Below are 22,407 nucleotides of genomic sequence, written 5' to 3'. Positions count from 1 at the left end.
TCAGGACGCCGGCTGCTCAGTAGGAGCTAACGCCAGCGCTTGTGGCCTGGACCTGGAAAATAAGTGAGAATGCGGCCCACTGCGGGACGGCAAAATCGCGCCTATCATATCCAAGATTCGCCATCAGCTTAAGGCCCAGGGCTCAAATGAAACGATCTGCTTTCTTTATCTCCGACGGCACCGGCATCACAGCCGAAACATTGGGCCAGAGCCTGCTCGCGCAGTTCGAAAACATTACCTTCGCCAAATTCACACGGCCTTATATAGACAGCGTGGATAAAGCGCGGGCCATGGTACAACAAATCAATCTGGCGGCTGAAAAAGACGGATTTCGTCCGATCATTTTCGACACCATCGTCAATCAAGACATTCGTGAGATTCTCGCAACGTCGAATGGTTTCATGATCGACATTTTCTCGACCTTCCTGGCGCCGCTGGAACAGGAGTTGAGTGAGCATTCATCGTACTCCGTCGGAAAGTCCCACTCCATCGGGCATAACTCCAACTATATGGAGCGTATCGAGGCGGTGAACTTCGCCCTCGACAACGACGATGGCGCCCGCACCCACTACTACGACAAGGCCGACCTGATCCTGGTGGGCGTGTCGCGCTGCGGCAAGACCCCGACCTGCCTGTACATGGCCATGCAATTCGGCATCCGTGCGGCCAACTATCCGCTGACCGAAGATGACATGGAGCACCTGACGTTGCCCGCCGCCCTGCGCGCCCATTCGCACAAACTGTTCGGCCTCACGATTGACCCTGACCGGCTGACGGCCATCCGCAACGAGCGCAAGCCCAACAGCCGCTATTCCAGCTATGCCCAGTGTGAGTTTGAAGTGCGCGAAGTAGAAAATCTGTTCCGTCGCGAGAATATTGCGCACATCAATTCCACGCATTTTTCGGTGGAAGAGATTTCAGCGAAGATTTTGGTGGAGAAGGGGGTGGAGCGGCGCTTCAAGTAATCTCTGTCGCCTGATCTGACGCTATCGCAGGCAAGCCTGCTCCCACAGTTGGAATGCGTTCTCCTGTGGGAGCTGGCTTGCCTGCGATGAACGGTAACGCGGATTTACAGATGAAACCGCCCGCCCCCCTGCCCCAACGCCGTCGCCAGCGCATCAAACCCCTCGCGCAATAACTGATCATCGCCCGACGTATTGCAGATACTCGCCCGAATAAACTGCGGCACCGCCGTCTGGCCCACGGCAAACGCCTCGGCGGTGGCAATCAGGTAATTGTTCTGCTTGAGCTCTGCCTCGATTTCCGACGCACGCCATGGCTCCGGCACTTCTATCCAGAAATGCGGGCTGTTGAAGTGGGTGCGATACGCCAGCCCGGTCAATAAATCCTCGACCAAGGTCTTGCGACGGCTGATTTCGTTGATTTGTTGGCGCAGCAGATACTCCGCCGTGCCGTTTTCAATCCACTGGGTGGCCAGCTCCAGGGTCACTGGCGTGGCCATCCAGCAGGTCGAGCGCAGTGCCGCCGAGATGCGGCTGACCAGTGCCGGTGGCGCGTGCACGTAGCCAACCCGCAAGCCTGCCGACACCGCCTTGCTCAGGCTACTGATCAAAATCGTACGCTCGGGCGCGAAATAGCTGAGTGGCGGCGGACGATCTTCCACCAGCACGCCGTGGGCTTCGTCCTCAAGAATCAGCAGGTTGTGTTCGCGGCATACCTTGGCCAGGGCTTCGCGGCGCGCAACCGATAACACCGCCGTCGTCGGGTTCTGAATAGTCGGCGTGCAGTACAACGCCGAAATCCGGTGATTACGACAGACCTCGTCCAGCGCCGTGGGCAGCACGCCCTCCTCATCCATGTCCAGGCCAATCAGCCGTATGCCGAGCATGCGCGCAGCGGTAATCAGCCCGGGATACGTCAGTTGCTCGGTGACCACCGTATCGCCGGCGCGCAGCAACGCCATCATCGCGCACAACAAGCCATGCTGACCGCCGTTGACGCAGATCACCTGCTCGGGGATCGGATGGAAATCGCGCTGCACCAGCCATTGTGCACCGGCTTCACGGTAACGCGGCAGGCCGGCGTCGGGGGTGTAGGCACTGATGTCCTGAAGAAACTTGGCGTTGGTCGACAGGGTTTGGAAGCTCTGGGCGAGAAACGCCGTCTCCTGCCCAGGAATATGCATGTTGCGGCTCATGTCGAAGTATTGGCGCGGCTCCTCGCTGAAATTGCGAAAGCCCTCATCGCGCTGGCGCTCCATCCCACGCTTGCGCACGAAGGTTCCATTACCTACTCGCGCAACCACCAACCCCAGGCGCTCAAGCTCACCATAGGCGCGGCTGATGGTGCCGATGGTCACCCCCAGATTGTCGGAAAGCACCCGATGGGGAGGCAGTTTTCGTCCCGGTTCAATCAAGCCTTCGAGGATGCCCCGCTCCATGACATCGGACAAGCGCTTGTACTTCACGCCCTGCCCGCTGGACAACCCCTCACGCATAATTGACACCATGTCAATATTTGTTTTGACAGTCATCTTTTGCCCTAATAGTGTGCTTTTACGGGTTCAATCGCCGATAAACATACCTCATTACAAGTTCAATATAGAGTTCAATTTCGGCTCAGGGAAGCAATAAACGATGCCAATGTCCGCCGTTCTCGAAAACACTGCAAAAACAAAAACGCAAAAACAGTGGTTGGCCGGGCTGGTGACCAGCGTGATGTTCCTCATCGTATGCCTGAGCTGGGGCACCACCTGGCTGGGCATCAAGATTGCCGTGGAGAGCGTGCCGCCGCTGACGTCCGCCGGCCTGCGTTTCCTGATTGCCTTCCCGTTGTTCCTGTGTTTTGCCCTGGTGCGGCGCGAGCCGATCCTGTTCCCCCGGGAAAGTCGCTGGTTCTTCGTATTCGTGACCCTGTCCTACTTCAGCATTCCTTATTACCTGCTCAACTATGGCGAGATGCATGTGTCGTCCGGGCTCACCGCCCTGCTGTTCAGCTGCATGCCGGTGTTCATCCTGATCTTTTCCGCGCTGTTCCTGCGTGAGCGCATCTACTTCTCCCAGGTGGTCGGCATCGGCATCGGATTCGCCAGCCTCTACATGATCATCAGGAGCCAGGGCCTGCACCTGGACCACGCCGAGTTCTTCGGTGTACTGGCCATCCTGAGCGCGGCGATCATGCATGCCTTGTGCTATGTCATCACCAAGCAAAAAGGCAGCGCCATCAGCGTGATTACCTACAACACCCTGCCCATCGGCATTGCCGGGCTGATGCTGTTCGTGGCAGGCCTGTGGTTTGAAACACCGGTCTTCAACGCCATCACCCTGCGTTCCTGGAGTGCGTTGTTCTACCTGGGACTGGTGGCATCGGTAGGCGGGTTCATCGTGTATTTCATGCTGCTCAAGCGCCTGAGCCCGATCATCCTGTCGTTCGTATTCATCATCTTCCCGGTGTTCGCGGTCATCATCGGTGCCTGGTACGAAGGCGTGGAAATTTCCCGCGACCTGATGCTGTACTCGGCGATCCTGCTGGCCGGCTTTGCGATTACCAAGTTGCCCATCGAAAAACTCCTGGCCAAGAAAAATTGACCCCCAACCAACGCGAGAGAAACATGGAAGTCCTCCGCCCCACCGCCCTGGAACAAATCTACGCCCACGCCAGCCGCAGCTACCCCGAGGAATGTTGCGGTTTTGTCTTCGCCGACGGCAGCGTGTACCTGGGCAGCAATATCCAGAACGAGTTGCACCGCAAGAACCCCGAGATGTACCCGCGCAGCGCGGCCAACGGCTACACCTTTTCGGTGGCCGACACCTTGTTGATGAACAAGGCGGGTCGCAGCGACAACCCGGTAGTCGTGATCTACCACTCGCACCCGGATGTCGGCGCTTATTTCAGTGACGAAGACCAGGACAAGGCGCTGTTCCTGGGGGAGCCGATCTACCCCGTCAGCTATCTGGTGGTGGATGTTCGCCAGGGCCAGGCCCTGGGCTCGAAGCTGTTTGCCTGGGATGGCAGGCATTTCGCCCTTCAACCCTTCAACGACCTGCACACGGAGTTGTCCATGAACGCTGTCTCTTTCCCCGACATCCTGGTCCGAGTGGCCAAGCTGCCGGAATCAACCCTTGAGGGCACTGGATCGACATTGCGCGAAGTCATTGAAAACCTCTGCAGCAGTTACCCGCAGTTGCGCCAGCACCTGTTTCATGAAAAGAACAACCAGCTCAAGGAACACTTCCTGTTCACCGCCGAGGAAGAGTTGATCAACGCCGATGATCACCTGCCGGAAAAAGCCCGGATCGAAGTGTTGCTTGCCACCTCCGGTGGCATGGACGTCGATACCCTGAGCAATGAAGAAGTGCAGCGCTACGTGCGCCATATCACCCTGCCCGGCGTCGGTCGCGAGGGCCAGTTGAACCTGAAGAAAGCCAAGGTGCTGATCATCGGCACCGGCGGCCTGGGCTCGCCGATCAGCCTGTACCTGGCGGCGGCCGGTATCGGCACCCTGGGGCTGGTGGACTTTGATGTGGTGGAAAGCAGCAACCTGCAACGCCAGGTTGTCCACGGCAACAGCACCCTGGGGATGCCCAAGGTCGAATCCGCCAAGCAACGCCTGCAGGACCTCAACCGCCATATCCAGATCAACACTCACGACACGGCGCTCGACGCCGACAATGCCCTGGAGCTGGTGGGCGCCTATGACCTGGTGATCGACGGCACCGACAATTTCGACACCCGCTACCTGGTTAACGATGCCTGCGTCCAGCTGGGCAAACCCTTGGTGTACGGTGCCATCTACCGCTTCGATGGGCAGATCAGCGTACTCAACTATAAAGGCGGGCCGTGCTATCGCTGCCTGTTTCCCAAGGCTCCCCCTGCCGAACTGGCACCCAATTGCAGCGCCGGCGGCGTGATCGGCGTGCTGCCGGGCGTGGTGGGAATGATCCAGGCTACCGAGGCGATCAAGTTGCTGATCGGCATCGGTGAGCCCTTGTCCGGGCGCCTGATGCGCTTCGACGCACTGGCGATGAAATTCACCGAGATCCGCTTCAAGCGCCGCGCCGACTGCCCTTGCTGCTCGGAGCTGCGTCACAGCGAAACCGTTACGCCCGCTACCTGCGCAGATGCCGTACCAAGCCAACCGTCCCTGGCGGCAGAGCGCTACATCAAGCCTCAAGGCCTCAAGCAAGTGCTCGAACACCCCAGCGGCGCCGATGTACTGCTGGATGTGCGCGACGCCAGCGAACTGGAAGTGTGCAAACTACCGGGCGTGGTGCATATCCCGCTGGCCGAGCTGGATGGGCAATTGGCCAACCTGAGCCGCGACAACACCCATTACCTGATCTGCTACGCGGGCACCCGTGCCGAGCAAGCCGCCAGCACTTTGCTGGCGGCCGGCTTTGCCAATACCAAAGTCCTGCAGGGCGGTATGAAGCACTGGGTTCGCGACGTCGAACCCGACATGCCTTTGTACTGATCGTGGGGGCTTACTGATGTTGCATAACTCGATTCTCGACGTCATCGGCCAGACGCCGATCGTGCGACTGGCCCAGTTTTCCGAAGACCTTGGCATCGAGGTCTACGCCAAGCTGGAGTCCCTCAACCCCGGCGGCAGCCACAAGGCGCGCATCGCCCTGGGCATGATCCTCGATGCCGAGCGCCGGGGCGTGCTGATCCGTGATTCCGGGCAAACCATTATCGAGCCAAGTGGGGGCAACACCGGCATCGGCCTGGTGATGGCCGGCAACGTGCTCGGCTACAAAGTAGTGCTGGTGATCCCTGACAACTACAGCCCCGAAAAGCAGAAACTGCTGCGCCTGTATGGCGCCAGGGTGGTGCTGTCGGACAGCCGCCTGGGTAACAATTCCCACGGCGAAAAGTGCATGGAACTGCAGTTGGAGAACCCCAACTACGTGATGCTCAACCAGCAGCGCAACGGCGCCAACCCTCAGACCCACCGCGACACCACCGCACCGGAAATCATCCGCGCCTTCGGTGAGCGGCGCGTGGACTACTTCGTCAGCGGTATCGGTACCGGCGGTCATATCACCGGCATCGGCGAAACCCTCAAGGCGGCCTGGCCGGCGCTGCGCATCATGGGGGTGGAGCCGGAAGAATGCGATCTGTTGAAAGACCAGCACGCCGCGCACGCGATCCAGGGCCTGTCGATTGGCCTGATTCCGAGCATTCTCAATCTGGATGTGATCGACGGCATGCTCAAGGTGTCGCACGCGGTATGCCTGGACATGATCAAACGCATCATGCGTACCGACGCCATCAGCCTGGGGTTGTCCTCGGCCGCCAACATGGTTGCCATCGCCCAACTCGCCCCCGAATTACCGCCTGAAACGGTGGTGTTGACCATGGTCTACGACAATGCCGACAGCTACCTGCCCAGTTTCGAGTAACGGGTTTTCCAACCATCCAGAATGCGGGGGTGCCTCCATGGGGGGCTTTATCGACATGCAACAGCTGCACGATGAGCTGCTGACCCATCTCATCACGACCCTGACGCCCGGACAGATGAAGCAGCTGGAACCGCACCTTGCGCCGCTGATCCAGAACGCGGCCCAGGCGGTGGCCGAAGACCTGATCGCCTACGCCTATCGTGACCCCGCATCGCGTGGGCGCGGGGAGTTGATCCTGGAGTCCTATGCCTCGTTCAAGGCAGTGCTGTTCTATCGCCTTGCGCATCTGGTGTGGCATTTCCCCGACCCTGGCCACGCGATGTTTTCGCGCATGGCCCTCAAGCTCAGCAACCAGGGCAAGATCCTCTCCGGCGCCGAGATTCACCCGGCGGCACGCATTGGCCGACGCTTTGTGCTGGACCACGGCTTCGGCACCGTTATCGGCGAGACCTGTGTAATTGGCAACGATTGCTACATCCTCTGCGGCGTGACCCTGGGCGCACGCGGCATCGCCAACAACCCGGACGGCAAGCGCCACCCGCGCCTGGGCAACAATGTCGAGGTGGGCGCCGGTGCCCGGGTGCTGGGTTATGTGTCGATTGGCGATAACGTGTTTATCAGCCCCTCCTGCGTGATCACCCAGGACGTGCCGGCAGGCACCAAGGTCAAGGTGGTCAACCAGATCCAACTGCAAAAAAACGATGAATCGGACCACAGCAACTACCTCGGCGCCTTTGCTCTGGATGAGCGCTTGCATGTCGTCGGCGAGGTCAGTGCCGGCCACAAGGTCACCGTGCTGGATGCTGACTTTCATCCACTGCAAGGGTTGATGCTCGAGCCCACGGTAAAAGAGCGGCATCACCTGCAATTCCGCCTGCATCGCCTCGACATCGGTGACCAACTGCCGCGCCTGCCGCTGAACTTGAAAGTCTGCGGACCAGAATTTGAAATCACCCTGCTCTCTCCTCCTGGCTTGAGCGCAATGGTGCGCCACCTGCTGCAAGCCAGCCCACTGATCGTCGGAGGTTGAAAATGTCCGTGCACACCATGGAAACCCTGGCGCTGTTCGACAGCGCGCCCTACCAGAACGCTTTCAGCGCCCGGGTGATTGCCGTCAGCGAACATGGCATCGCCCTGGAGCACACGCTGTTCTACCCCACCGGTGGCGGGCAACCGGGCGATACCGGCCATCTCACCCTGTCCGATGGCACACGGGTCGAGGTGACGGGTACCGTGCGTGACCCGGTGTTGCGTTCGATCATCTGGCACCAGGTGGAGCATTGCCCCGAGCAATTGACCGCCGGCGTCCAGGTCCACGCGGGGCTGGATTGGGAGCGGCGCTACCAGCACATGAAGATGCACACCTGCCTGCACTTGCTGTGCTCGCTCATCGACGCGCCGGTGACCGGTTGCAGCATCAGCTCGGATAAAGGCCGCCTGGATTTCGACCTGCCGGAAATGACCCTGGACAAAGACAGCCTCACCCGCGACCTCAACGCCCTGATCGAGCAGGCCCACGCAGTGAAGACCCTGTCGATGCCCGCCACCGAGTACGCGACGCTGTTGCAGATCACCCGTACCCAAGCCGTGGCGCCACCGGTGGTCTCGGGTTCGGTACGGGTGATTGAAATTCCCGGCATCGATATCCAGCCATGCGGCGGCACCCATGTGCTCAACACCGAGGAAATCGGCCGGGTGTTCTGCGAGAAGATCGAGAAGAAGAGCAAGCACAACCGCAGGGTGATACTGCGTTTTGAACAGGCCTGAGCCTGCCACAATAGCGGCCACTGTGGAGGGCAAATGTGGGAGGGGGCTTGCTCCCGATAGCGGTGGACCAGTCAATGAATCTGTTGACTGACACCCAGCTATCGGGAGCAAGTCGAATCGTCGCACCGCCCCTCCCACATTGACCGAGTTACTTTCTAGATCACGAACAGGTCCATGAAACGGTTCACAGGCGTCGCCTCAAGCCGCGCCTGGTCCTTGCACAACGCAAAAATTTCGACGCTGCGCTGCGCGGTAAACCTCGTCGCCAGGTTGGCCTTGAACTTGTCCTCCAGCAATGGAATGCCGTCCACTCGACGGCGACGATGGCCAATCGGGTACTCCACCGCCACTTGCTCGGTGCAAGTGCCATCGGTAAAGAACACTTGGATAGCATTGGCGATGGAGCGCTTGTCGGCTTCCAGGTACTCGCGGCTGTAGCGAGGGTCTTCGACAATGACCATCTTGCCGCGCAACTCATCAATGATCGGGTGGGCCGCGTGGAAGTCATCTTCGTAGTGCTCGGCCACCAGGTTGCCGAACGCCAATGGCACGGCGGTCATGTATTGCAGGCAATGGTCACGGTCGGCGGCGTTGGCCAGTTGGCCGACCTTGGAAATGATACGAATCGCCGACTCATGGGTGGTGATCACGATGCGCTCGATCTCGTGCAGGCGCGGCTTGACCTGCGGGTGCAGGGTCACCGCCGCTTCACAGGCGGTTTGCGCGTGAAACTCGGCAGGGAAGCTGATCTTGAACAGCACGTTTTCCATCACGTAGGTGCCGTAGGGCTGGGACAGGCTGAAGGTGCGCCTGTCCTCAGGCTTGAGCGCCAGGTCCTTGTTGGTGTGGCTGAACAACACATCATAAAAACCCCACTGCGGCGCACTCAGCACACCGGGGATGCCCATTTCGCCACGCAGGGCGATATCCGCCAGGCGCACGCCGCGGCTCGATGCGTCCCCCGCGGCCCAGGATTTGCGCGAGCCGGCATTCGGCGCATGCCGATAGGTGCGCAACGCCTGCCCATCGACAAAGGCGTGGGACAGAGCAGATAGCAGCTGTTCACGGTTAGCGCCCATCAGCTTGGCGGTGACGGCTGTGGAGGCAACCTTCACCAGTAGCACATGGTCGAGACCGACGCGGTTGAAAGAATTTTCCAGGGCAATTACACCCTGGATTTCGTGGGCCATGATCATCGCTTCCAGCACCGCACGCACCGTCAGCGGCGCGTCGCCATTGGCCACGCGCTTTTGCGACAGGTGATCGGCCACGGCGAGGATGCCGCCAAGGTTGTCCGAAGGATGGCCCCATTCAGCGGCGAGCCAGGTGTCGTTGTAATCGAGCCACCGCACGATGCAGCCAATATCCCAGGCAGCCTTGACCGGGTCGAGGCGAAACGACGTACCCGGCACCCGTGCACCGAATGGCACCACCGTCCCCTCCACTATCGGCCCCAGGTGCTTGGTGCACTCGGGGAAGCGCAGGGCCAGCAGGCCACAACCGAGAGTGTCCATCAGGCAATTGCGGGCAGTGTCCAATGCGTCCCGGGAGTCGATGCGGTAGTTGAGGACATAGTCGGCGATGTCCTGCAAAACCTGGTCGTAGTCGGGGCGGTTGTTCTGGTCGACGTTGGCGCTCATGGCAGTTCTCCTAAAAGTTGGGTTGTTCCATCCTCAGGGTCAGGGTTAATCGTTGCGCAGGTCTGATTGCCTGCTTGTATCCCTGTGGGAGGGGGCTTGCTCCCGATGACGGTGGGTCAGTTAATGAATGGGGCGACTGACACCCTGCTATCGGGAGCAAGCCCCCTCCCACATAAAGCTAAAAAGCGTCACCCGGAACGCGTACGAAGCCTTCCATCAGCACCCGCGCACTGCGGCTCATGATGGCTTTTTTCACCACCCATTCGCCGTTCACTTGGGTGGCCTCGGCGCCAACGCGCAACGTCCCGGACGGATGCCCGAAGCGCACGGCATTTCGCTCAATACCGCCGGCCGCCAAATTGACCAAGGTGCCGGAAATCGCCGCCGCCGTGCCAATCGCCACCGCCGCGGTGCCCATCATCGCGTGGTGCAGCTTGCCCATGGACAGGGCGCGCACCAGCAGATCCACATCGCCGGCCTTGATCGCCTTGCCGCTGGACGCCACGTAATCGGCTGGCTTGGCCACGAACGCCACTTTGGGCGTGTGCTGGCGCTGGGCGGCTTCGTCCACATGCTTGATCAGCCCCATGCGCAGCGCCCCGTAGGCGCGTAGGGTCTCGAACATCGCCAGGGCCTTGGGGTCGCTGTTGATCGCGCCTTGCAGCTCGGTGCCGGTGTAGCCGAGGTCTTGGGCATTGATGAAAATCGTCGGAATGCCAGCGTTGATCAATGTGGCCTTGAAGGTGCCCACTCCGGGCACTTCCAGGTCGTCGACCAGATTGCCCGTGGGGAACATCGAGCCGCCGCCGCCCTCTTCTTCTGCCGCCGGGTCCATGAATTCCAACTGGACCTCGGCGGCCGGGAAGGTCACGCCATCGAGTTCAAAGTCCCCGGTTTCCTGCACCGCACCGTCGGTAATGGGCACGTGGGCGATGATGGTCTTGCCGATATTGGCCTGCCACACCCGCACAACGGCTATACCGTTGTGGGGTACGCGGGCCGGATCGACCAGGCCCGCGCTGATGGCGAAAGAGCCCACCGCCGCCGAAAGGTTGCCGCAATTGCCGCTCCAATCTACAAACGGCTTGTCGATGGAAACCTGGCCGAACAGGTAGTCCACGTCGTGATCGGCGCGGGTACTTTTGGCGAGAATCACGCTTTTGCTGGTGCTCGAGGTAGCCCCGCCCATACCGTCGATCTGCTTGTCGTATGGATCGGGGCTGCCGATCACTCGCAGCAGCAAGGCATCGCGCGCCGCCCCCGGGACCTGCGCCGCTGCGGGCAGGTCCTTGAGGCTGAAGAACACGCCCTTGCTGGTGCCGCCACGCATGTAGGTGGCGGGGATCTTGATTTGCGCTACGTGTGCCATGGTAATCCTCTTCAGGCGGTCGCCGCCGATTCCAGGAAGTCCTGGGCGAAGCGTTGCAACACGCCGCCCGCCTCGTAGATCGACACTTCTTCGGCGGTGTCCAGGCGGCAGGTCACCGGCACTTCGACACGTTCGCCATTCTTACGGTTGATCACCAGGGTCAGTTGCGCCCGCGGGGTGCGTTCGCCGACCACGTCATAGGTTTCACTGCCGTCGATCTGCAGGGTGTGGCGGTCGGTGCCCGGCAGGAACTCCAGGGGCAACACGCCCATGCCCACCAGGTTGGTGCGGTGGATGCGCTCGAAGCCTTCGGCGGCAATCGCCTCCACACCGGCCAGGCGCACGCCCTTGGCCGCCCAGTCGCGGGACGAACCCTGGCCATAGTCGGCGCCGGCGATGATGATCAACGGCTGCTTGCGCTCCATGTAGGTCTCGATGGCTTCCCACATCCGCGTGACCTTGCCTTCCGGCTCGATACGCGCCAGGGAACCCTGCTTGACCATGCCGTTTTCCTGCACCATTTCGTTGAACAGTTTCGGGTTGGCGAAAGTAGCGCGCTGCGCGGTCAGGTGGTCGCCACGGTGAGTCGCGTAGGAGTTGAAGTCGACCTCCGGCAAGCCCATTTTCGCCAGGTATTCACCCGCAGCGCTGTCGAGCATGATCGCGTTGGACGGCGACAGATGGTCAGTGGTGATGTTGTCCGGCAGCACCGCCAGCGGGCGCATACCCTTGAGCGGTCGCGCACCGGCCAGTGCGCCTTCCCAGTACGGCGGGCGGCGGATATAGGTGCTCTGCGGGCGCCAGTCGTACAGCGGGGTGACTTTAGGGCCGGTGTCTTCGTGGATCGCGAACATGGGGATATACACCGCACGGAACTGCTCGGGCTTGACCGACGCCTTGACTACCGCGTCGATCTCTTCGTCGCTCGGCCAGATATCCTGCAGGCGAATTTCCTTGCCGTCGGCATCCAGGCCGAGCACGTCCTTCTCGATATCGAAACGGATGGTGCCGGCAATCGCATAGGCCACCACTAGCGGCGGCGAAGCCAGGAAGGCTTGCTTGGCGTAAGGGTGAATGCGCCCGTCGAAGTTGCGGTTGCCCGACAACACGGCGGTGGCGTACAGGTCGCGGTCGATGATTTCCTGCTGGATCACCGGGTCGAGCGCGCCGGACATGCCGTTGCAGGTAGTGCAGGCAAACGCCACCACGCCGAAACCGAGCTTTTCCAGCTCATGGCCGAGGCCAGCTTCTTCCAGGTACATGGCCACGGTTTTGGAGCCCGGCGCCAGGGATGACTTGACCCACGGCTTGCGGGTCAGCCCGAGCCTGTTGGCGTTGCGCGCCAACAGGCCTGCGGCGATCACGTTGCGCGGGTTACTGGTGTTGGTGCAACTGGTGATGGCAGCGATGATCACCGCGCCGTCGGGCATCTGCCCTGGCACTTCGTCCCACTGGCCGCTGATGCCTTTTGAAGCCAGGTCGCGGGTGGCAACACGGGCGTGGGGGTTGCTCGGGCCGGCCATGTTGCGCACGACGCTGGAGAGGTCGAAGGTCAGCCCGCGCTCATATTGCGCGCCCTTGAGGTCATCGGCCCACAGGCCGGTGTGGCGGGCGTACTGTTCCACCAGGGTGACTTGCTCATCTTCGCGGCCGGTGAGTTTCAGGTAGGCGATAGTCTGTTGGTCAATATAGAACATCGCTGCCGTGGCGCCATATTCCGGGGCCATGTTGGAGATGGTTGCGCGGTCGCCCAGGGTCAGTGCCGAAGCCCCTTCGCCGAAGAACTCCAGCCAGGCGCCGACCACTTTCTGCTGGCGCAGGAACTCGGTGAGCGCCAGCACCATGTCGGTGGCGGTGATGCCCGGTTGCAGCTTGCCGGTCAATTCCACACCGACGCTTTCCGGCAGGCGCATCCACGATGCACGGCCGAGCATCACACTCTCGGCTTCCAGGCCGCCGACGCCGATGGCGATCACGCCCAGGGCGTCCACGTGCGGGGTGTGGCTGTCGGTGCCGACACAGGTATCCGGAAAGGCAACGCCGTCGCGCACCTGGATTACCGGGGACATTTTCTCCAGGTTGATCTGGTGCATGATGCCGTTGCCCGGCGGGATCACATCGACGTTCTTGAAGGCCTTTTTGGTCCACTCGATAAAGTGGAAGCGGTCTTCGTTACGACGGTCTTCGATGGCGCGGTTTTTCTCGAATGCCTGCGGGTCGAAACCACCGGCCTCGACGGCCAGGGAGTGGTCGACGATCAGTTGGGTCGGCACCACCGGGTTGACCTGGGCGGGATCGCCGCCTTGCAGCGCGATAGCATCGCGCAGGCCGGCGAGGTCCACCAGCGCAGTCTGGCCGAGGATGTCATGGCATACCACGCGGGCCGGGAACCACGGGAAGTCCAGATCGCGCTTGCGGTCGATCAACTGGCCCAGGGACGCATTGAGGGTGGCCGGGTCGCAACGGCGCACCAGGTTCTCGGCGAGCACGCGCGAGGTGTAGGGCAAGGTGGCGTAGGCGCCGGGGGTGATTGCCTCGACAGCCGCACGAGCGTCGAAGAAATCCAGGCGGCTGCCGGGAAGCGGTTTGCGAAACTCAGTGTTCATCGTCAGGACTCGGTCACGGTGATTACAAAAGGGACCTACTGATCCAGATTTGAAATGCAGTTCAAATGTGGGAGGGGGCTTGCCCCCGATGGCGGTGGTTCAGTGCCAGTTGTATCAGCTGACAGAATGCTATCGGGGGCAAGCCCCCTCCCACATTTTTGGCCTCATTCCAATTCTGGAAGCGTTGGTTTTCAGCGACGTTCGATTGGCACGAACTTGCGCTGCTCAACGCCGATGTACTCGGCGCTTGGACGGATGATGCGGTTGTTGGCGCGCTGTTCGAACACGTGCGCGGCCCAGCCAGTCAGGCGCGAGCACACGAAGATCGGCGTGAACAATTTGGTCGGGATGCCCATGAAGTGGTACGCCGAGGCATGGTAGAAGTCGGCGTTGGGGAACAGTTTTTTCTGCTCCCACATGGTCTTGTCGATGGCCTCGGAGACCGGGAACAACACAGTGTCGCCCACTTCATCAGCGAGTTTTTTCGACCAGCCCTTGATCACTTCATTACGCGGGTCGCTGTCTTTATAGATGGCATGGCCGAACCCCATGATCTTGTCTTTGCGCGCCAACATGCCGAGGGTGCCTTCCACAGCGTCTTCGGCCGAGGAGAAGCGCTCGATCATTTCCATGGCCGCTTCGTTGGCACCACCGTGCAGCGGGCCGCGCAGGGAACCGATGGCGGCGGTGACGCAGGAGTACAGGTCGGACAAGGTCGAGGCACACACCCGAGCAGTGAAGGTCGAGGCGTTGAATTCGTGCTCGGCGTAGAGGATCAGCGATACGTTCATGACCTTGACATGCAGCTCGCTCGGTTTCTTGCCATGCAGCAGGTGCAGGAAATGGCCGCCGATGCTCGCTTCATCAGTCACGCAATCGATGCGTTTGCCGTCGTGGCTGAAACGGTACCAGTAGCACATGATCGCCGGGAACGCGGCGAGCAGGCGGTCGGTGACATCGCGCTGTACGCTGAAATCTTTCTCCGGCTCGATATTGCCCAGGAACGAGCAACCGGTGCGCATCACGTCCATCGGGTGGGCGTCGGCGGGGATGCGTTCGAGCACTTCCTTCAGCGCCTGGGGCAAATCACGCAGCTTGCTCAGCTTGGCGCTGTAGGCGGCCAGTTCGGTCTTGGTTGGCAGTTCGCCGTACAGCAACAGGTAGGCGACTTCTTCAAACTGCGCATCGGCAGCGAGTTCGCGCACGTCGTAGCCGCGATAAGTCAGGCCGGCCCCGGCCTGGCCCACGGTGGACAGGGCAGTCTGCCCGGCCACCTGGCCACGCAGGCCGGCACCACTCAATACTTTTGCTTCAGCCATGTTCGTTCTCCAATCTTGAATTTATTAGGGAGGCGCACCGCATTACTTTTTCGCGGCAAACAGCGCGTCGAGCTTCTGCTCGAAGGTGTGGTAGTCGATGCGATCGTAGAGCTCCATGCGCGTTTGCATGGTGTCGATCACGTTCTGTTGGGTGCCATCGCGACGGATCGCGGTGTAGACGTTCTCGGCGGCCTTGTTCATGGCGCGGAAGGCCGAGAGCGGGTACAGCACAATGGAAACACCGGCAGATTTCAACTGTTCGGTGGTGTACAACGGGGTCGCGCCGAACTCGGTAATGTTAGCCAGGATCGGGGCCTTTACGCGGGAGGCAAACAGCTTGTACATCTCAAGTTCGGTAATGGCTTCCGGGAAGACCATGTCGGCACCGGCTTCGATACAGGCCGCGGCACGCTCAAGGGCGGACTCCAGGCCTTCGACAGCCAGGGCGTCGGTGCGCGCCATGATCACGAAACTGTCATCGGTGCGCGCATCCACGGCGGCCTTGATACGGTCGACCATTTCCTGCTGGGACACGATCTCTTTGTTAGGGCGATGCCCGCAGCGCTTGGCACCCACCTGGTCTTCGATATGGATGGCGGCCGCGCCGAACTTGATCATCGACTTGACGGTGCGCGCCACGTTGAACGCCGAGGAGCCGAAACCGGTGTCCACGTCGACCAGCAACGGCAGGTCGCATACGTCGGTGATGCGCCGCACATCGGTGAGTACGTCATCCAGGCCGGTAATACCCAGGTCCGGCACGCCGAGCGAGCCGGCGGCTACCCCGCCACCTGACAAGTAGATCGCCTTGAAACCGGCGCGCTTGGCCAGCAGCGCGTGGTTGGCGTTGATGGCGCCGACCACTTGCAAGGGCTTTTCGCTGGCAACTGCGTCACGGAAACGCTGGCCGGGAGTGCTGTTGTTGTTGGAACTCATGACTCACCTCGTGATGAAGGAGCGCCGTCCGGGAAGTGACGGGCAATGTTGCGTTTGGACGCGCCGATATGCCGGCGCATCAACAGTTCGGCCAGCTCGCCATCGCGATCGGCAATCGCGTCAAGAATGCGGTGATGCTCGGCAAAGGCCTGGCGTGGACGATTGGGAGTGGCGGAGAACTGGATGCGGTACATGCGCACCAGCTGATACAGCTCGCCGCACAGCATCTGTGTCAGCGTACGGTTACCGGCGCCCTGGATGATCCGGTAATGAAAGTCGAAGTCGCCTTCCTGCTGGTAGTAACCGACACCGGCCTGGAACGCCGCATCCCGTTCATGGGTGTGCAATACCTGTCGCAGCTCTTCGATTTCCGCGTCGGTCATGCGCTCGGCAGCCAGGCGGCAGGCCATGCCTTCCAGGGACTCGCGGATTTCATAGAGTTCGATCAGCTCGGCATGGCTCAAAGACACCACTCGCGCGCCAACATGGGGTACGCGTACCAGCAGGCGCTGACCTTCCAGGCGGTGGATCGCCTCACGCAGCGGGCCGCGGCTGATACCGTAGGTACGCGCCAGCTCCGGCTCGGAGATCTTGCTGCCGGGGGCAATCTCGCCCTTGACGATAGCCGCCTGGATACGCCGGAAGACGTTCTCAGACATGGTTTGGGATTCGTCTGACGTCGCTATCGGAATTTCCGCCTGATCGAGCATATTGTCGACACCTTTCAAATCAATGCGGCAAAAACTAGCCAATACTCCCGTAATAGTCAAAGAATAAATAGGTATTGTCGACAATCGTCTAATGCACCCGCTTTACTTACGCCGGGCATGGCCGCCTGCCAGCGCTGGCGCCAAAAAAGCATCATGTTAGAATGCCCGGCGTATTTGCCTGACATCTCTGGATGAAACGGCGCACGAGGGAGTTTGCGCAGCAATGCCAGTCGCCTTGAATTGAACATCGCACGGCACCGCCTCAGGATTTATGAGACTCAAGCCCTTCCCCCTGTTTTTCTGCCTTCTGTTTATACCCAGCCTCGGTATCGCCGCCGAGAAGACGGTGTATGGCCTCAATGAATACGCCAAGCTGGACGGCATCGACCTGGAAGTCGCGGCCAAGCTCGACACCGGTGCCAAGACCGCCTCGCTGAGTGCCCGTGATATCAAGCGATTCAAGCGCAACGGCGAATCCTGGGTGCGCTTCTACCTGGCCATCGACACCGCCCACTCCCACCCCATCGAACGCCCCCTGGCCCGCGTCAGCAAGATCAAGCGCCGCGCCGGTGACTACGACCCCGATGAAGACAAGAACTACACCGCCCGTCCGGTGATTGCCCTGGATATCTGCATGGGCACTGCTTTACGCAGCATAGAAGTGAACTTGACTGACCGCAGCGCTTTCCAATACCCGCTGCTGATCGGCTCCGAAGCGCTCAAACGCTTTGATGCGCTGGTCGACCCCAGTCTTAAATACGCAGCAGGCAAACCTGCCTGCGCCGCCGACGCTCATACCGCCGAGTAAACCGAATGCGCTCTTTGACCCTGCACCTGAAAATCCTGATCACCTTGCTGGTGGTGCTGGGCATTTCGGTCACCGCCTATCAGATTTTCGTGCTGGGCATCCCCGTTACCGAGGATGCCACCGACGACTTGTGGAACATCGACGCCAAGGTCGAGTTCGTCGCCAACCCGAAAGACCCCGTCAAGATCCAGATGTTCGTGCCGCCCCTGAGCCGCGACTTCGTCAGCCTCAACGAAAGCTTTATCTCGAACAACTACGGGGTGAGCGTCAATCGCATCGACGGCAACCGCAAGGTCACCTGGTCGGCGCGCCGGGCCAAGGGCAACCAGACCCTGTATTACCGCCTGGTGCTGACCAAGCGCTACAGTGGCGAGAAGGTCAAGATCAAGGGCCCGACCTTTCGCGACAGCATCGCTGTGGAAGGCCCGGAAAAAATCGCTGCCGAAGCCTTGCTGGCGCCGATCCGCCAGCACTCGGCCGACGTCGAGACCTTTATCAGCGAAGCGATCAAGCGCACCAACAACCTCAACGACGACAATGTGAAATTGTTGCTGGCCGGCGACCCGTCGACGCCACACAAGGCCAAGATCGTCGAGCTGCTGCTGTCCATCGCCCATGTGCCAGTAGAGAAAGTCCACACCATCCGCCTGGTGGCCGACCAGCCGCAAACCCCGGAACTGTGGCTGCGCAGCTTCAATGGCAGTGACTGGTTGTACTTCAACCCGGAAACCGGCGAACAGGGCCTGCCGGCCGACCGCCTGCTGTGGTGGACTGGTGATGAAAACCTGATCACGGTCGACGGCGGCAAGAAAGCCATGGTGACCTTCAGCCTGAACAACAGCGAGATGAACGCCATCCGCCTGGCCAAGCTGACCGACGAAAACACCGACGCCAATTTCCTCGAATACTCGCTGTATGGCCTGCCGCTGCAAACCCAGCAGACCTTCATGATCATGGTGATGATCCCGATTGGCGTGCTGGTGATCCTGATCCTGCGCAACCTGATCGGCCTGCAGACCCTGGGCACCTTCACCCCGGTGCTGATCGCCCTGGCATTCCGCGAGACGCAGCTGGGCTTCGGGATTGTGCTGTTCACGATCATCACGGCGCTGGGGCTGTCCCTCAGGTCGTACCTGGAGCATTTGAAACTGCAGATGCTGCCGAGGCTGTCGGTGGTGCTGACCTTCGTGGTGGTACTGATTGCCGCCATCAGCCTGTTCAGCCATAAACTTGGGCTGGAACGCGGCCTGTCGGTCGCGCTGTTCCCGATGGTGATCCTGACCATGACCATCGAACGCCTGTCGATCACCTGGGAGGAGCGTGGCGCCAACCATGCGCTGAAGGTGGCGATTGGCACACTGTTCGCAGCGTCCCTGGCGCACATCATCATGAGCGTGCCGGAGCTGATCTACTTCGTGTTCACCTTCCCGGCGATCCTGCTGATCCTGGTGGGCTTCATGCTGGCCATGGGGCGTTATCGCGGCTACCGCCTCACCGAGCTGGTGCGTTTCAAGGCGTTCTTGAAGGCTGACTCCTGATGTTCGGCTTCTGGAAGACCTGGAAGGCCTTGGAAGCGCGGGGGATCATGGGCATCAACCGGCGTAACGCCGACTACGTGCTCAAGTACAACAAGCGCAGCCTGTACCCGATTGTGGATGACAAGATCATCACCAAGGAGCGCGCGCTGGCGGCCGGTATCCATGTGCCGGAAATGTATGGGGTGATCTCCACCGAGAAGGAGATCGACAAGCTCGACGAGATCATCGGCGGGCGCAGCGACTTCGTGATCAAGCCGGCCCAGGGTGCGGGCGGTGATGGCATCCTGGTAGTGGCCGACCGGTTTGAAGGACGCTATCGCACGGTGTCCGGCAAGATCATCAGCCATGAAGAGATCGAGCACCAGATTTCCAGCATCCTCACCGGCTTGTACTCCTTGGGTGGCCACCGTGACCGGGCGCTGATCGAGTACCGCGTGGTGCCCGACCAGATCTTCAAGAGCATCAGCTACGAAGGCGTGCCGGATATCCGCATCATTGTGCTGATGGGCTACCCGGTGATGGCCATGCTGCGCTTGCCGACCCGCCAGTCCGGGGGCAAGGCCAACCTGCACCAGGGCGCGATTGGCGTGGGCGTCGACCTGGCTACCGGCCTGACTTTGCGCGGCACCTGGCTGAACAACATCATTACCAAGCACCCTGACACCACCAATGCCGTGGATGGCGTGCAACTGCCCAACTGGGACGGTTTCATGCAGCTTGCGGCTGGCTGCTACGAGCTGTGCGGGCTGGGCTATATCGGCGTGGACATGGTGCTGGACCAGGAAAAAGGCCCGCTGATCCTTGAATTGAATGCACGGCCGGGGCTGAATATCCAGATCGCCAATGACTGCGGGCTGACCTTGCGCACCCATGCGGTGGAGGCGCGACTGGAGGAACTCAAGGCTGCCGGCGTGACGGAAACCCCGCAAGAGCGGGTGAAGTTCGTGCAGGAGATGTTTGGGCATATACCGCCCGTTGAGGGCTGAAGGCCACCCCGTGGCGGGATGGATATCCCGCTATTGCCTCTAGGAGCAAATCCTACAGAAGACTACAATCCCCTCCCCCGCGCCATTGGCTGATCCACCCCCGCATGTCGACCTGTTCCGTATACCCGTTGCCCTACCGGGCCAACCCCGCCGAGTATTTTGCGGCGATTCGCCATGCCCCTGGCGCGGTGCTGCTCGACAGCGGCCGCCCCACGGCGGACCGCGGGCGTTATGACCTGCTCAGCGCCTGGCCCGAAGCGACCTTGACGGTAGGGCCGGACGAAAGTGGCAACGATTTCCTGCAACGCTTGCGCGAGAACCTGACGCAGTTGGGCGAAGCGGCCTTGCCCGCGGGTTTGCAGTTGCCGTTTGCCGGTGGCTTGATTGGCTATCTGAGCTATGACTTCGGCCGGCACCTGGAACAGATGCCGCACCTGGCCGTCGATGATTTGTACCTGCCAGACGCGCGTTTCGGCTTATATGCCTGGGCGCTGATCAGCGACCACCACGCCCACACCAGCCAGTTGGTGTTTCACCCGGCGCTGGTCGATGGCGAGCGGCAACGCCTGATCGACCTGTTCAGCCAGACTGCCGTCGAGTCGCCGGCCTCCTTCAAGCTGCATGGCCCCATGGCTCCCGACCTTACAGCCGAGGCTTACCGGCAGGCGATTGTGCGCATCCAGGATTACATCCAGGCCGGCGACTGCTATCAGGTCAACTTCGCCCAACGCTTTCGCGCACCGTGCAGCGGCGATCCGTGGGTGGCCTACTGCGCGTTGCGCGAAGCCTGCCCTACCCCGTTTTCCGGGTTCCAGAGCCTGCCCGATGACGGTGCGGTGCTGAGCCTGTCGCCGGAGCGCTTTGTGCGCATCAGCGAACGCCAGGTCGAGACCCGTCCGATCAAGGGCACCCGCCCTCGCGGCGTAACGCTTGTAGAGGATGCCGACCACGCCGCCGAACTGCTGGCCAGCCCCAAGGACCGCGCAGAAAACCTGATGATCGTCGACCTGCTGCGCAATGATCTCGGCCGCAGTTGCCGCATCGGTTCGGTGAAAGTGCCGGAGTTGTTCAGCCTGGAAAGCTACCCCAACGTGCACCACCTGGTGAGCAGCGTCACCGGCGTATTGGCCGACGACAAAGACGCCCTGGACCTCATCGCCGGCAGCTTCCCCGGCGGCTCCATCACCGGCGCGCCGAAGATTCGCGCGATGCAGATCATCGACGAGCTAGAGCCAACCCGCCGCGGGCTGTACTGCGGCTCGCTGGTCTACCTGGACGTGCGCGGCGAGATGGACAGCTCCATCGCCATCCGCAGCTTGCTGGTCAAGAATGGGCAAGTGTGCTGCTGGGGCGGCGGCGGGATTGTGGCTGATTCAGAGTGGCAGGCGGAGTATCAGGAGTCGTTGACCAAGGTGCGGGTGTTGTTACAAACGTTGGAAAGTTTGTAGAGCACAGCCCTTTCCGGGGTTCGCTTGCAGGAGCGGCCAGTAGAAAAAGCCTGAATCAGAACCGCTGTGGACGGGATAGGCGCTTGCAGATAGCGTCAGGATCCACCGTCCACCCGCCATCTGTGAAGGACCACATGAAGCGACTGCCCCCTCGTCTGAAAATATTTCCGAGATTGCCTATTCAAGCACTCACGCCTATTATCTCCCAAACTGGGAGGTTAAGGCGATGCGTATTATCGCTCTCTCTACCCTACGAATATTCTGGGAAAGCCACTCAGCTTATAGCGACGCCAAAATACCGCTGGTCGAGTTGTATCGTCACATGGAGAAAGCCACCTATCCAACGCCGCAAGCACTCAAGGCAGAGCTTAGAACAGCGAGCATTCTCAAAGGCGGCAGGGTCGTGTTCAACGTCGGTGGCAACGAATACCGAGTGATCATGGCGATCGACTATCAGCGACAGCTAGGGTTCATACGTTTTGTGGGAACCCACGCTCAGTACGACCAGATCAACGCGGAGATTGCGTGATGAACATCAAACCTATTCACTCCCAGGACGATCTGACAGCTGCACTCGCACGGGTCGAGCAGATATGGGGAGCACCACCCGGCTCGCCTGAAGGTGACGAGCTGGAAATCCTGGCAATTCTTATCGAGAAGTACGAAGCCGAGCATTATCCAATGCCCCCTTCGGATCCGGTGGAAGCTATCAAGTTTCGCATGGAGCAGTTGGGCATGACCGCCCGCGACCTGGAGCCGTTTATCGGCACCAGCGGACGGGTATCCGAGGTGTTGAACCACAAGCGCAAGCTGAGCCTTTCGATGATCAAGCGCCTGCATGAAGGCTTGAGTATTCCTTATGAGCGGTTGCTGGCAGGGCTGTAGCCGGTGACTGCGCCGGCCTCATCGCGGGCA

General features: G+C 60.7%; 19 protein-coding genes. 12 read left to right on the top strand and 7 right to left on the bottom strand.

Annotated features, from left to right (window positions below):
• Positions 1-146 precede the first annotated feature (146 nt).
• Positions 147-965 (top strand): posphoenolpyruvate synthetase regulatory kinase/phosphorylase PpsR, encoded by an 819-nt coding sequence (gene ppsR / locus NMB39_RS07750; RefSeq protein ID WP_003193298.1) that lies wholly within the window; start codon positions 147-149, stop codon positions 963-965.
• Positions 966-1,069: 104 nt separating this feature from the next.
• Here ppsR and NMB39_RS07745 read toward each other — a convergent pair whose 3' ends face one another.
• Positions 1,070-2,494: an aminotransferase-like domain-containing protein gene (locus tag NMB39_RS07745; protein ID WP_494339443.1), complete on the bottom strand. Its 1,425-nt coding sequence runs from the start codon at positions 2,492-2,494 to the stop codon at positions 1,070-1,072.
• Between the two features lie 160 nt (positions 2,495-2,654).
• On the opposite strand from NMB39_RS07745, the gene NMB39_RS07740 reads away from it, so the two are divergent.
• The 5 genes from NMB39_RS07740 to NMB39_RS07720 are packed head-to-tail and all read left to right on the top strand — an operon-like array spanning position 2,655 to position 8,132.
• Entirely contained in the window at positions 2,655-3,548 is an 894-nt protein-coding gene (locus NMB39_RS07740; RefSeq protein WP_162276342.1) for a DMT family transporter, read from the top strand.
• Positions 3,549-3,571: 23 nt separating this feature from the next.
• Positions 3,572-5,434 carry a molybdopterin-synthase adenylyltransferase MoeB gene (moeB, locus tag NMB39_RS07735; protein ID WP_057023141.1) on the top strand — a complete coding sequence of 621 codons (1,863 nt, stop codon included), beginning with the start codon at positions 3,572-3,574 and terminating at the stop codon, positions 5,432-5,434.
• A gap of 16 nt (positions 5,435-5,450) precedes the next feature.
• Entirely contained in the window at positions 5,451-6,365 is a 915-nt protein-coding gene (locus NMB39_RS07730; protein WP_494339444.1) for a PLP-dependent cysteine synthase family protein, read from the top strand.
• A 37-nt stretch (positions 6,366-6,402) separates the two neighbouring features.
• On the top strand, positions 6,403-7,395 hold the full coding sequence (locus NMB39_RS07725) for a serine O-acetyltransferase (RefSeq protein ID WP_198730934.1): 993 nt from the start codon (positions 6,403-6,405) through the stop codon (positions 7,393-7,395).
• Positions 7,396-7,397: 2 nt separating this feature from the next.
• Positions 7,398-8,132 (top strand): alanyl-tRNA editing protein, encoded by a 735-nt coding sequence (locus NMB39_RS07720; RefSeq protein WP_306958530.1) that lies wholly within the window; start codon positions 7,398-7,400, stop codon positions 8,130-8,132.
• Between the two features lie 155 nt (positions 8,133-8,287).
• On the opposite strand, the gene prpD is transcribed toward NMB39_RS07720, so the two are convergent.
• The 6 genes from prpD to NMB39_RS07690 form a co-directional block, all read right to left on the bottom strand.
• Positions 8,288-9,772 carry a 2-methylcitrate dehydratase gene (prpD, locus tag NMB39_RS07715; RefSeq protein ID WP_494339445.1) on the bottom strand — a complete coding sequence of 495 codons (1,485 nt, stop codon included), beginning with the start codon at positions 9,770-9,772 and terminating at the stop codon, positions 8,288-8,290.
• 178 nt (positions 9,773-9,950) lie between these two features.
• Positions 9,951-11,141, bottom strand: coding sequence for a 2-methylaconitate cis-trans isomerase PrpF (gene prpF, locus NMB39_RS07710; RefSeq protein WP_057023145.1), 1,191 nt, complete (start codon positions 11,139-11,141; stop codon positions 9,951-9,953).
• 11 nt (positions 11,142-11,152) lie between these two features.
• Positions 11,153-13,747: a Fe/S-dependent 2-methylisocitrate dehydratase AcnD gene (gene acnD, locus NMB39_RS07705; RefSeq protein WP_494339446.1), complete on the bottom strand. Its 2,595-nt coding sequence runs from the start codon at positions 13,745-13,747 to the stop codon at positions 11,153-11,155.
• Positions 13,748-13,938: 191 nt separating this feature from the next.
• Complete coding sequence (gene prpC, locus NMB39_RS07700) at positions 13,939-15,066, bottom strand: bifunctional 2-methylcitrate synthase/citrate synthase (protein ID WP_046071651.1); 1,128 nt, start codon at positions 15,064-15,066, stop codon at positions 13,939-13,941.
• A 42-nt stretch (positions 15,067-15,108) separates the two neighbouring features.
• On the bottom strand, positions 15,109-16,002 hold the full coding sequence (gene prpB / locus NMB39_RS07695; protein WP_494339447.1) for a methylisocitrate lyase: 894 nt from the start codon (positions 16,000-16,002) through the stop codon (positions 15,109-15,111).
• A complete protein-coding gene (locus NMB39_RS07690; RefSeq protein ID WP_057011920.1) occupies positions 15,999-16,712 on the bottom strand; it encodes a GntR family transcriptional regulator in 714 nt (237 codons plus the stop codon). Before NMB39_RS07690 ends, prpB begins: the two co-directional genes overlap by 4 nt.
• A 271-nt stretch (positions 16,713-16,983) precedes the next feature.
• On the opposite strand from NMB39_RS07690, the gene rloA reads away from it, so the two are divergent.
• The 6 genes from rloA to NMB39_RS07660 all read left to right on the top strand — a co-directional run bounded on the left by rloA (position 16,984) and on the right by NMB39_RS07660 (position 22,377).
• The gene (gene rloA, locus NMB39_RS07685; protein ID WP_046071648.1) at positions 16,984-17,520 is read left to right on the top strand and encodes a retropepsin-like aspartic peptidase RloA; all 537 of its coding nucleotides are present in this window, start codon (positions 16,984-16,986) and stop codon (positions 17,518-17,520) included.
• Positions 17,521-17,525: 5 nt separating this feature from the next.
• The gene (gene rloB, locus NMB39_RS07680; protein WP_043047095.1) at positions 17,526-19,058 is read left to right on the top strand and encodes an osmotic stress tolerance membrane protein RloB; all 1,533 of its coding nucleotides are present in this window, start codon (positions 17,526-17,528) and stop codon (positions 19,056-19,058) included.
• Positions 19,058-20,044, top strand: a complete 987-nt coding sequence (locus tag NMB39_RS07675) for an alpha-L-glutamate ligase-like protein (RefSeq protein WP_005790412.1) — start codon at positions 19,058-19,060, stop codon at positions 20,042-20,044. Before rloB ends, NMB39_RS07675 begins: the two co-directional genes overlap by 1 nt.
• 104 nt (positions 20,045-20,148) lie before the next feature.
• Positions 20,149-21,492, top strand: coding sequence for an aminodeoxychorismate synthase component I (gene pabB, locus NMB39_RS07670; RefSeq protein ID WP_494339448.1), 1,344 nt, complete (start codon positions 20,149-20,151; stop codon positions 21,490-21,492).
• 226 nt (positions 21,493-21,718) lie between these two features.
• Positions 21,719-22,021: a type II toxin-antitoxin system HigB family toxin gene (locus tag NMB39_RS07665; RefSeq protein ID WP_494339449.1), complete on the top strand. Its 303-nt coding sequence runs from the start codon at positions 21,719-21,721 to the stop codon at positions 22,019-22,021.
• Positions 22,021-22,377 carry a helix-turn-helix domain-containing protein gene (locus NMB39_RS07660; protein WP_046071645.1) on the top strand — a complete coding sequence of 119 codons (357 nt, stop codon included), beginning with the start codon at positions 22,021-22,023 and terminating at the stop codon, positions 22,375-22,377. Before NMB39_RS07665 ends, NMB39_RS07660 begins: the two co-directional genes overlap by 1 nt.
• The last annotated feature ends 30 nt before the right edge of the window (positions 22,378-22,407 follow it).

Source organism: Pseudomonas sp. FBCC-B545 (genome assembly GCF_059134095.1).
The sequence above is the reverse complement of the archived record's forward strand: the minus strand, read 5'-3'. Positions and strand labels throughout refer to the sequence as shown.